General features: G+C 60.0%; 11 protein-coding genes. 5 read left to right on the top strand and 6 right to left on the bottom strand.

Features of this window, described 5'->3' with window-relative positions; all coding sequences use genetic code 11:
• Nucleotides 1-4: 4 nt before the first annotated feature.
• The 4 genes from ABFB52_RS17945 (at nucleotide 5) to ABFB52_RS17930 (ending at nucleotide 4,437) form a co-directional block, all read left to right on the top strand.
• Entirely contained in the window at nucleotides 5-895 is an 891-nt protein-coding gene (locus ABFB52_RS17945) for a LysR family transcriptional regulator (protein ID WP_011334794.1), read from the top strand.
• 77 nt (nucleotides 896-972) lie between these two features.
• The gene (locus ABFB52_RS17940) at nucleotides 973-2,463 is read left to right on the top strand and encodes a helix-turn-helix transcriptional regulator (protein WP_085746091.1); all 1,491 of its coding nucleotides are present in this window, start codon (nucleotides 973-975) and stop codon (nucleotides 2,461-2,463) included.
• Between the two features lie 179 nt (nucleotides 2,464-2,642).
• Complete coding sequence (locus tag ABFB52_RS17935) at nucleotides 2,643-2,885, top strand: DUF1652 domain-containing protein (RefSeq protein ID WP_011334792.1); 243 nt, start codon at nucleotides 2,643-2,645, stop codon at nucleotides 2,883-2,885.
• Between the two features lie 898 nt (nucleotides 2,886-3,783).
• Nucleotides 3,784-4,437 carry a TRIC cation channel family protein gene (locus ABFB52_RS17930; protein WP_256656687.1) on the top strand — a complete coding sequence of 218 codons (654 nt, stop codon included), beginning with the start codon at nucleotides 3,784-3,786 and terminating at the stop codon, nucleotides 4,435-4,437.
• Nucleotides 4,438-4,482: 45 nt separating this feature from the next.
• Here the strand turns inward: ABFB52_RS17930 and ABFB52_RS17925 are convergent, their stop codons facing one another.
• Both ABFB52_RS17925 and ABFB52_RS17920 read right to left on the bottom strand, forming a co-directional pair.
• Entirely contained in the window at nucleotides 4,483-5,250 is a 768-nt protein-coding gene (locus ABFB52_RS17925; RefSeq protein WP_085687598.1) for an SDR family oxidoreductase, read from the bottom strand.
• 38 nt (nucleotides 5,251-5,288) lie between these two features.
• Nucleotides 5,289-6,356, bottom strand: a complete 1,068-nt coding sequence (locus tag ABFB52_RS17920; protein WP_129974129.1) for a phosphotransferase family protein — start codon at nucleotides 6,354-6,356, stop codon at nucleotides 5,289-5,291.
• A gap of 190 nt (nucleotides 6,357-6,546) precedes the next feature.
• On the opposite strand from ABFB52_RS17920, the gene ABFB52_RS17915 reads away from it, so the two are divergent.
• Entirely contained in the window at nucleotides 6,547-6,942 is a 396-nt protein-coding gene (locus ABFB52_RS17915; protein ID WP_007958887.1) for a DUF4280 domain-containing protein, read from the top strand.
• A 225-nt stretch (nucleotides 6,943-7,167) separates the two neighbouring features.
• Here the strand turns inward: ABFB52_RS17915 and ABFB52_RS17910 are convergent, their stop codons facing one another.
• The 4 genes from ABFB52_RS17910 to ABFB52_RS17895 are packed head-to-tail and all read right to left on the bottom strand — an operon-like array spanning nucleotide 7,168 to nucleotide 10,756.
• Nucleotides 7,168-7,710: a toxin-antitoxin system YwqK family antitoxin gene (locus ABFB52_RS17910; RefSeq protein ID WP_129974333.1), complete on the bottom strand. Its 543-nt coding sequence runs from the start codon at nucleotides 7,708-7,710 to the stop codon at nucleotides 7,168-7,170.
• 12 nt (nucleotides 7,711-7,722) lie between these two features.
• Entirely contained in the window at nucleotides 7,723-9,732 is a 2,010-nt protein-coding gene (gene tssI / locus ABFB52_RS17905) for a type VI secretion system tip protein TssI/VgrG (RefSeq protein ID WP_129974332.1), read from the bottom strand.
• 15 nt (nucleotides 9,733-9,747) lie between these two features.
• Nucleotides 9,748-10,122, bottom strand: coding sequence for a hypothetical protein (locus ABFB52_RS17900; protein WP_007958880.1), 375 nt, complete (start codon nucleotides 10,120-10,122; stop codon nucleotides 9,748-9,750).
• 7 nt (nucleotides 10,123-10,129) lie between these two features.
• Entirely contained in the window at nucleotides 10,130-10,756 is a 627-nt protein-coding gene (locus tag ABFB52_RS17895; RefSeq protein ID WP_007958878.1) for a DNA/RNA non-specific endonuclease, read from the bottom strand.
• Nucleotides 10,757-10,769: the final 13 nt, after the last annotated feature.

The following is a 10,769-nucleotide window of genomic DNA, read 5'->3' as shown; positions in this document are numbered from 1 at the left end:
CGCCATGGACCTGCGTTTGCTGCGGTACTTCATGGCCCTGGCCGATGAGCTGCACTTCGGTCGCGCCGCCGAACGGCTGCACATCTGCCAGCCGCCGCTGAGCCAGCAGATTCGTTTGCTGGAGGAAGAACTCGGCACGCCGCTGTTCGAGCGCAGCCACCATCGGGTCGAGCTGACAGCGGCGGGGCAGATGCTCAAGGAGCAGGCGCCGCTGGTGTTCGAGCAACTCGAGCGGGCGCTGGACCTGACCCGCCAAACTGGTCGCGGGCAACTGGGCGAGCTGGAAATCGGCATGATCAGTTCGGTGATGGTCGGCGTGCTGCCCAAGGCGCTGCACCTGTTTCGCGAGCGCTATCCGCAGGTGACCTGGCGTTTGCATGAAATGACCCCGGCGGCCCAGGTCAAGGCGTTGAAGGAAAAACGCATCGACGCCTGCGTGTTCCGCGTCGGTTATGACGACCCGCAATTGCGCAATGAATTGCTGATCCATGAACCGATCCATGTGGTGATGCCGCAGGATCACCCGCTGGCCCGACGCGAGGTGCTGGCGCCGGCTGATCTGGCGCAGGAGCCGTTTGTGGCGCTGGAATTGAAGCAGTCGCGGTTCGCCAATTTTCTCTATCAGTGCTGCATTCAGGCCGGGTTCACTCCGCAGATCCGCCAGCAGGTGATCGAGGTGCAGACCTTGCTCAGTCTGGTTCGCGCCGGGTTTGGCGTGGCGCTGTTACCCGCATCGATCGAGCAGTTGGCTCCCGCCGGACTGGTGTTCCGGCGCCTGACCCCGGCGCTGCCGCAAGTGCCGCTGTACGCGACGTATCGGGCGGACGATGCCTCGCCGGTGCTCAAGCTGTTTCTCGATACGCTGCGCGAGCTGGTCGATCACTCATCGCGGTAATCAGGGACAAAGTTGCCCGGCACGATCACAACCGCCTGCGGTCGTAAACTTCACATGCGCGAACTTGTGGAGAACCAATGAGCCGGGACGTCCTGACCACCGAAACCAATCGCCGTCAGTTGCAGCAGATCATTGCCGGGCTGTCCGACGGGGTGATTCTGCTGGAACTCGACCAGACGATTCTCTGGGCCAACGAAGCCGCGCTGGCGATGCATGGCGTCAGCCGGATCGGCGAGCTGGGCAACAACGCCGGGGAATACGTCGAGCGCTTCAACCTGCGCTATCGCAACAACCACACGCTGACGCCGGAGCAATACCCGATCAGCCGTGTGGCGACCGGTGAAACGTTCAGTGATGTGCTGGTGGAGGTTTCCTCGCGCAGCGATGAAGAACGTACCTGGGTGCACAGCGTGCGCAGCATGGTGCTGACCGATCGCGACGGCGACATCGAGTCGCTGGTGCTGATCATGAGCGACGTCACCGACTGGGCCAACGCCGAGCAGCGCTTCGAAAAAACCTTCAACGCCAACCCGGCGCCGGCGGTGATCTGCCGCCTCAGCGATCTGCGTTACATCAAGGTCAATCCGGGTTTTCTGGAAATGACCGGCTACACCCGCGATCAGGTGATCGGCGTTTCGACCTATGAGCTGGATATTCTCGAACAGGCCGAGCGCAAGGACCTGGCGATCCAGCGCCTGCGCGATGTCGCGACGATCCCGCAGATGCAGGCCGAGCTGCGATTGCCGGACGGTGGCATTAAACAGGTGATCGTCGCGGGGCAGCCGCTGGTGCTCAATGACGAGGATTGCATGCTGTTCTCGTTCGTCGACATGGAGCTCAGGCATAAGGCCGAAGTCGCCCTGCGCCAGAGTGAAGAGCGGTTCGCCAAGGCCTTTCGTCTGACGCCGGTACCGATCCTCATTTGCAGCGCCGATGAGCAGCGGCTGATCGACGTCAATCAGGCCTTTCTTGATACCCTGGCTTACGAGAGCGACGACGTGCTCGGCAAGACCGTCGCGCAACTGGACTTCATCGATGAACCGGCGGAACGCGCCCGGTTACTGGCGGCACTGGAGAAAACCGGCCGCGTTGACCGCGTCGATATGCGGATCCGCAGGAAAGACGCCGAGCTGCTGGAGTGCGCGATGTCCGCCGACACCGTCAACATCCAGGACGCGGTGTGCTATCTGCTGGTGCTGATGGACATCACCGAGCGCAAGCGCACCGAGCTTGAGCTGGTGGCGGCGATTGAAGAGGTGATGAAGGATGCATCCTGGTTCAGTCGGACGTTGATCGAAAAGCTGGCCAATGTGAAGAAGGTCAACTCGCCGCAGCTGCCGAGCGTGTCGTTCACCGATCTGACGGCCCGGGAGCGTGATGTGTTGGCGCTGATCTGTGAGGGGCTGGCGGACAAGGAGATTGCTGCGCGGCTGAAGCTGGCGCCGAACACGGTGCGCAATCATGTGGCGACGGTGTATTCGAAGCTGGATGTGCACAGTCGCAGCGAGGCGATTGTCTGGGCTCGCGAGCGCGGGTTGTTTTCGGGGGGCGGTCGGGGGCAGCGGTAAGGTGCAAATGCACTAGTTCATGGGGTGCAAATTCGGGTGTTTGATCGGGCGGGGTGTTCTTAGTCTGTTGAGGTGCGATGCATTTTTTTGGTGATCGTGTCTTTTTGGAACCTGCTAATGGATCAGCCCTTTATGAATGTGTTGTTGGTTGTTGAGTCTGGTTGTGTGGAGCTGGCGCGATGATTTATCTGGCGCAGTTGCGGGCTCGGCTTGAGCGTAGTTTTTCGCCGTTGGCTTGTGAGTGTGTGGTGGATGGGGATCATTCGCTGACTGTGAAGCTTTATGAGCCGGTTTCGGGGCGGGTGGATCTGGTGATTAGTGGGTTGAGTCTTGGTGCCTTGCGAACTCCGGAGGCGGTGGATGCTTTGATCGATGAATTGCAGTATGAGCTTGAGAGTAATTCTCTGCGATCGCCCAGTTGAACTTGGCGGCCTTTGGGCCGACCAGGTTTTTGTTCGGTTTGGGTGAATATCCGGTTCTTCGGGTGCAGCCGCTGGCGGTTTCGCCCTTACGGCGAGTCACCTTTTCCAAACGCCGAAAAGGTAACCCAAAAGGCTTTACCCTGACGTTCGGCCCTCGCTGTGGCTCGGGTTCCTTCGCTCCGGGATTGATCCGGGGGCATCGCCTACGGTTTGCTTCGCTGCACCTCCTCTCGATGCATGCGGCTGCGCCGCACGGTCGCTGCGCTCCCACCCCCGGATCAATCCCTCCACTCAGCCTGCCGACGGGCCCTGCGATCAAAAGCTCTACTCGAGCTAACGCTCATCGTGGTGAGTGGTGAAGAGCACGAAGCCGACGTGTGTGCTCTTCAAAACCTGAGTTCGCCTCGATGGTTCAGGTCGATGTATCTCGAATCAACAACCCCGTAGGCTCCCTCTCCCTCTGGGAGAGGGCTGGGGTGAGGGCTGGCTCTTGAGGTTGTCCTCGATTTTTCGGAACCCACGATCCATTCTGTAAACCCACCCCAAAATCGACAGCCAATTCCCCCCAATCCCACCATTTCACTGGCACTCACCCCCCACTGGTCTATAAGGAATGAGTGGTTCGGTTTCCATAACCGGGCGTTGTCCTGCTCGGCGACGGGAGTTTTCTTCCATTCATCGCGGGTCATCCTATGAACAATCCTGGGAAACGCGTGTGTTTTTCGTTGTTGTCGGCTGTCGGTCTGGTGCTGCTCAGTGGTTGCGCCAGTCCTCCACCCCCTCCGCCGGCAGCACCGCCTCCGCCGCCTGAGCGGACTTGTCAGGTCATGGAAAATACCGAGGTCGCCGGTGATGCGTATGCCGACGGGCAAGTGACTCGACACATCACCAAGACCCGTTGCGTCACTCAATAAGCCGTGCGCCTGTGAAGGCGCGGGTCGAGTGGATTGTGCTGGTGGCCGATCTGGTCGGTACGGCGGTGTTTGCGGTTGAAGGCGCGATTGCGGCGATGCGCAGTCAGCTTGATCTGCTCGGGGTGATGGTGATTGCGTTCATCGTTGCGCTCGGTGGCGGGGTGACGCGTGATCTGTTGATCGGTGCGACGCCGCCCAAGGCTGTGGCGGACTGGCGCTATCCGGCGCTGGCGTTTGCCATGGGCGGGGTGGCGTTTGTTTTTCATGAGCAGGTGCTTGGGTGGTCCGGTTCGATGCTGATCGTGCTGGATGCGGCGGGGTTGGCGTTGTTTGCCGTGGCCGGGGCGCAGAAGGCGTTGAATTTCGGGATCTCGCCGTTTGTGGCCATGCTGATGGGCACGATTACCGGGGTCGGTGGCGGGGTGCTGCGTGACATTGTGCTGGCGCGAGTGCCGGTGGTGTTGCAGGCGGATTTGTATGCCAGTTCGGCGTTTGTTGGCGCGGCGGTGTTGATTGTCGGGCGCAGGCTGGGTGTGCCGCCGGTGGCGGCTGCGTTGCTGGCGGGGGCGGCGTGTTTGTTGTTGCGGTTGTTGTCGGTGCATTTCGGCTGGCAGTTGCCGAAGGTTCTGGAGGCATGAAAAAGGCAGCCCTTGGGCTGCCTTTTGTTTTGCGTCAGAAGCGGATCAGGACAGGAAACCGCCGTCCACGTTCAGCGACACACCGGTGGTGTAGCTCGAGGCGTCGCTCGCCAGGTACAGCACGGCGCCGGCCATTTCGCTTGGGTCGGCTACGCGCTTGAGCGGGATCTGCGTCAGGGCCTGTTTCAGGATCGCGTCGTTTTTCACCAGCGCCGAGGCGAACTTGGTGTCGGTCAGGCCTGGCAGCAGGGCGTTGCAGCGGATGCCGAATTGCGCGCATTCCTTGGCGAAGACTTTGGTCATGTTGATCACGGCGGCTTTGGTCACCGAGTAGATGCCCTGGAAGATCCCCGGCGAAATGCCGTTGATCGACGCCACGTTGATGATGCTGCCGCCGCCGTTTTCGCGCATCAGCTTGCCGGCTTCCACCGACATGAAGAAGTAGCCGCGAATGTTCACGTCGACGGTTTTCTGGAAGGCGCCGAGGTCGGTGTCCAGCACGTTGCAGAACTGCGGGTTGGTCGCGGCGTTGTTGACCAGGATGTCCAGGCGCCCGAACTGTTCCTTGATCCCGGCGAAGACCTGGCTGATCTGTTCCATTTCGCCGATGTGGCAGGCGACCGCCGTGGCCTTGCCGCCGGCGGCGATGATGGCGTCGGCCACGTGTTGGCAGCCTTCGAGTTTGCGGCTCGAAACGATGACGTGGGCCCCTTGCTGGGCCAGCAGTTTGGCGATGGCTTCACCGATGCCACGGCTGGCGCCGGAGACGAAAGCGATCTTGCCGTCGAGGTCGAACAACTGAGTCTTGGACATGGGATTCCCTTGTAGTAAGCCTTGTTATAACGCCGTCATCAGAGGCTGGATTTGGCAATGACCTGCAGGCTCATCTGCTCCAGTAGTTTGTTCATGTGAATGAACTGCGCGAAGCGTTTGTCCTGGGTCTGGCCATGGAAGAAGCGGTAGTAGATCTGCTGCACGATGCCGGCCAGGCGGAACAGGCCGTAGGTGTAGTAGAAGTCGAAATTGTCGATCTGGATGCCCGAACGCTCGGCGTAGTAGTCGACGAATTCGCGGCGGGTCAGCATGCCCGGCGCGTGGCTTGGCTGGCGGCGCATCAGTTGCACCGGTGCCGGGTCGTCGGCCTGGATCCAGTAGGCGAGGGTGTTGCCCAGGTCCATCAATGGATCGCCGAGGGTGGTCAGTTCCCAGTCGAGTACGCCGATGATCTGCATCGGGTTGTTCGGGTCGAGGATGACGTTGTCGAAGCGGTAGTCGTTGTGCACGATGCTGGAGGTCGGGTGATCGGCCGGCATCTTGTCGTTGAGCCAGGCTTTGACCTTTTCCCAGTGCGGTGCGTCCGGGGTCAGGGCTTTTTCGTAACGCTCGCTCCAGCCTTTGATCTGGCGGGCGACGTAGCCTTCCGGTTTGCCCAGATCGCCGAGGCCGCAGGCGTTGTAATCGACGCGGTGCAGTTCGACGAAACGGTCGATGAAGCTCTTGCACAGGACTTCGGTTTTGGCCGAGTCGAGGCCCAGCTCCGGCGGCAGGTCCGAGCGCAGGATGATGCCCTTGACCCGTTCCATCACGTAGAACTCGGCGCCGATCACCGAATCGTCGGTGCAGTGCACGTAGGCTTTCGGGCAATACGGGAAGCCATCGCGCAACTGGTTGAGGATGCGGAATTCGCGGCCCATGTCGTGGGCGGACTTGGCTTTGTGGCCGAACGGCGGACGGCGCAGGACGAATTCCTGGTCCGGGTATTCCAGCAGGTAGGTCAGGTTCGACGCGCCGCCGGGAAACTGGCTGATCTGCGGCGTGCCTGTCAGGCCCGGAATGTGCGCCTTGAGGTACGGATCGATCAGGCTGGCATCGAGTTCTTCGCCAGAGCGGATACGGGTGGACTGGTCAGTAAGCGCCATGCTTATCCCTTCTGCTTATTTTGGAGGCCAGACATCATTGGCTAATCTAATGGCGCGCTCGGGTCGTCACAAGCGCGGTTCGGTCTTATAGGTTAGCGTGTTGGACGATAATCACCTTTGGGAATGTGCGCGCGGGGCCGCTGGCGACTAAGGTTTAGCGCGTATGCCTTGTTCACGAAGGAGCTTTGAAATGGGCTGCCCGCAAGTCTGTGCCAGCGCCACCCTGCAATGCAGTTTCGGTGCCGCACCGGCGGTGCTCAACGTGCTGCCGGTCAACCGCACGCTGACCGGCGGGATGCCGGCGGCGAACATCATGGATCACATTCCGCTGGTCAACGTCACCACGTTCGGCATGTGCATGAGCATGGCCAACCCGATGGTCGCCGCCGCCACGGCTGCAGCATTGGGTGTACTGACGCCGATGCCGTGCATTCCGGCGACCGCCACGCCGTGGATCCCCGGCGGTGCGCCGACCTTGCTGCTGGGCGGGATGCCGGCGATCGATGCCAACAGCACGTTGATGTGCAACTGGGCGGGGGTGATCAAGATCGTGATGCCGGGGCAGATGCAGATGTTGATTCCCTGAGCTTCTTCGCTTGTCGTTAAATCCATGGCCCTCACCCCAGCCCTCCCGAAACGTCGGACCGCCCGGAGGGAGAGGGAGCCGACCGAGGTGTCATTCGGCTTACATCGACCTGATCGACCGAGCCGATTATGGATTCAGCGCAAATCTTTCACGTCGGTGGAACTCGCCAATATTCCCGAAACGGTTCCCTCTCCCTCCGGGAGAGGGCTAGGGTGAGGGGGCTTTTCAGGCCTGCTGCGGATCCGTCCATTTGCGAAACCACCAGCGCACCCGGGAAATCGGTTTGCCATCGGCATCCAGCGGCCGCCCGTCCTCGGCAAACCCTTGCTCCGGTTCCATCAACTGCCCATTCAGATAACGCGCATCCACCGCCGGCTTGCCGTTGGGATGAAAGCGCTGATAGCGCCCCTCACGCACGCCATCGCGATAGAACTCGGCCTCCGCCACTTGCCCGTCCGGAAAGTAATTGAACGCCTCGCCATGCAACAACCCGCGCCGATAGCTGGCCTTGCGCTGCAACCAGCCTTCGGGCGCATAGAAACTGGCGATACCTTGCAGCTTGTCACGCACAAACGGCATCTGCGCCGAAACCTTGCCATTGGGGTGATAGAGCAGGGACTTGCCCTGCAATTCGCCCTGGCTGTAATTCAGATCCGCCTGCGGGCGCCCGTCATCCTTGATGTTCAACGGGCCATCGAGTTGACGGTCCTGCAAACGACCCTTGAGGTGTTTGTCATCCTGCTGCAGATCCAGTGGTGTGATCGCCATGGCTTCTCCTTGTCAGTTGACCTGCACCAGCCCGCCCTTGATGGTCAGCATGCCGCCGCCGTCCACGGTCTGTGAGGCAGCGCCCTTGTTGGTCAGGCTGATGCCGGCGTCGTTGGTCAGCGTGGTTCCGGCCTTGTTGTCCAGCGAAGTGCCGGCCTGATTGGTCATGGCGGTGCCGGCCTTCTGGGTGATCGAGGTGCTGGCGGACGTGGCCAGATCCGCGCCGCTCTTGATCGTGAAACTGCCGCCGCTTTGCAGGGTGAGGGTGCCGCTGACCTTGATCGTCAGGTTGCCGTCGACCGTCAGGCTGTAATCGCCGGTGACCTTGTCGGTGTAGTTGCCGCCGGTGCTGTGGTTCTGGTCGGCGCCGACCTTCACGGTGCGGCTGTCCTTCACATCGAGGCTGTCGCTGCCGGTCTGGATCGTCACGCTGCGTTTGCCTTTCTCCAGCGTGACGGTTTCGTCGCCTTCCTTGACCGTGCGGGTGCGGGCGTGCTGCACCGTGAGGGTTTCGTCGTGGCCGACGGTGGCGGTGGTGTCGTTGAGCACGTTGATCTTCAGATCTTTCTGCGCTTGCAGGAACACCTCTTCGGCGTCCTTCTTGTCCTCAAAACGCAGTTCGTTGAAACCACCGCCACCCTTGGACGATTGGGTCTTGATTCCGGATTGGGTCTGGTTGGCGGGCAAGGCATAGGGCAGGGCGTTGTCACCGTTGTACACGCAACCGGTGACCAGCGGCCGATCCGGATCACCGTCGATGAAGGTCACGATGACTTCCTGACCGATCCGCGGCACGAACTGCATGCCGAAGCCCTTGCCGCTCCACGGCAGCACCACGCGCACCCAGCAGGAACTGGTTTCATCGTTCTTGCCGTCGCGATCCCACGGGAACTGCAACTTGATCCGGCCGTATTCGTCGGTCCAGATTTCCTCGCCGGACTTGCCGACTACGATGGCGGTCTGCGGGTGCATGCGCGGTTTGGGCGTGAGGCGTTGCGGACGAAACGGCGTGGCCTTGGGGATTGCTTCGAAGCGATTGCGATAGCTTTCGTGGCTGGCGTCATGGGTCACCCGAGTGACGACCCAGTCGATGTTCAGGCTCGCGTTTTCGTGGCCGTCGAGGGTGAACCAGTGGCCTGGAATCAGCCAGCGGCAGTCGCTTTCGCCAACAAAGCGTTTCTCTTCACTGCGAAGCCCGTCGACCCGCTGTTTGGTCAATGCATCGCCCCGAGCCTTGGCGTTGTAACCGCCGGGATGCTCGTAGATCGAACGCGGTCCGGCCACGGCTTCGGCCTGGCCATAGAGTGAAGTGGTCGGCGTGGTGAACTCGTAATCCGTCGCCTTGTACACCTCGGCCACCGCTTGCAGACACACCTGGCCTGAGCGGATGCCGTGCAGCTCGCGCTCACCCAATTGCTGACCCAGATACTTGACCTTCGGCCCGTTGGGGATCTGTACGAAAGCATCGTTGCTATCACCCAGCACCAGCGTGTGCTTGCCGTCCTCGTGGGTGAAGAACCAGAAAATGCCTTCCTCCTCCAGCAGGCGCGAGACGAAGGCGAAATCGGTTTCTCCGTACTGCACGCAGTATTCACGTGGGGTGTAACTGCCGGTCAGTGAGAGTTTGAAATCGGTGAAACCGTGAGCTTTGAAGATTGTGGTGACGATGTCGGAGGTGGTGAGGTTCTGGAATACGCGGTTGTTGCTGGCCAGGGTCAACCACCAGAGCCACGGTCTTAAAACCAACTGATAGCGCTCGGCGGTGGCATCGGCAGGCAGTTGGCGAATTTCAGCGACCAAGGCATCGAACGGGCGCAATTGAGCGTCGTTGTGCAGGGTGGTGGTGACGTGGGTGGCAACGGCGCTGGTGAGGGTGAGCGAGGTACCGTCATTCAATCCGTTGAGGGTTTGAACGCCGAGGTTGTTCAGGGTTTCCTCACCGGAGAGCGACTCAGGGTAAAGCGCCGACAGCGAGGTGGCGGTGAGGGAGAGCGTAGTGTTGCTGTCGGTGGAGCGGGGCATCCGCATTGCCTCCGATCAAGAATTCGCAAAAACAAGTTGTGAGGATGCGATGCCATGTTGAACTTTGATGACCTGCATTGGCGTCCCGTGGGGGCAGCTCCATCCATTGAGTGAGTCAGATACTTTTTTCAAATATTTTTTCTTGACGCTGACAAACACCATGACCCGATCGCGGCTGTCCGTCTGTGCGCGGATCACACTGGAGGTAAATATCCAGGACTGAGTTTTTCGCTGTTCGGGTCTGGAGCCAATGAGTGTTTGATAGACGGTTTCACGAACATTGAATCGGCCGATTTCATTGGTATTGCAGGCAGCGATCAGTGTGACCGCGCGCTCAGGAGGGCTCAGCCTTATCTCGTGTTCGAGTGTCGGGAAAATATCGAAGCTCATAGTCACCTCACGATGCCCAGCAGCCTTGGGCGACATGTTTCGGGCTACCTTCGTGAAACTTGTACACGCCGTTGAGAATATAGAGCGGTCCAGTGTTCCAGCCTTCACCATGCTCCGTCAAAACCCGATATATCAATGGGTAATTCAACTTTCCAGGTGCTTCTGCGTAGAAAAAGTCGATTCGTAAAGATTCCGGGCAGGGAAGCGGGCAGTAAGGATTGTTGGCAGCCCCGGATGTCGAACCACCGGGTGCAACTTGCGCAACCAAGTAGCGCGAGGTGTCGTACTGTGCGGTGACTTGATACACAAACTCGATCCCGGGATTCTTCTTCACGTACTCGTAAACCATGGCTTCGTACTCATACATGATTGGATGGTTGCTACCTTCGGTCAGTGTTACCAGATTCCGAAGATCGGTTCCGCTGCCGCCCAGCTTGTTTCCAATCAGATGCCCTCGTTGATGATGTTCCGGGCAAGTACCGGACACGAATCCCGGTGGTCGCAAGGACTGATCCGGACCCGAGCCGCCGGTCATGTTGGTCGATGTCAAAGTTGCCTTTGCATAAAGAGGCACCGTGACGTTGCTACCGTTTACGTTGACAGTGGTGGATTTGTATTCCGGATTCAATGGCATTGGCGTTAGTCCC

It is taken from the genome of Pseudomonas sp. 9.2(2024) (assembly GCF_039695385.1).
Taxonomy (GTDB): Bacteria; Pseudomonadota; Gammaproteobacteria; order Pseudomonadales; family Pseudomonadaceae; genus Aquipseudomonas; species Aquipseudomonas paraglycinae.
The sequence above is the reverse complement of the archived record's forward strand: the minus strand, read 5'-3'. Positions and strand labels throughout refer to the sequence as shown.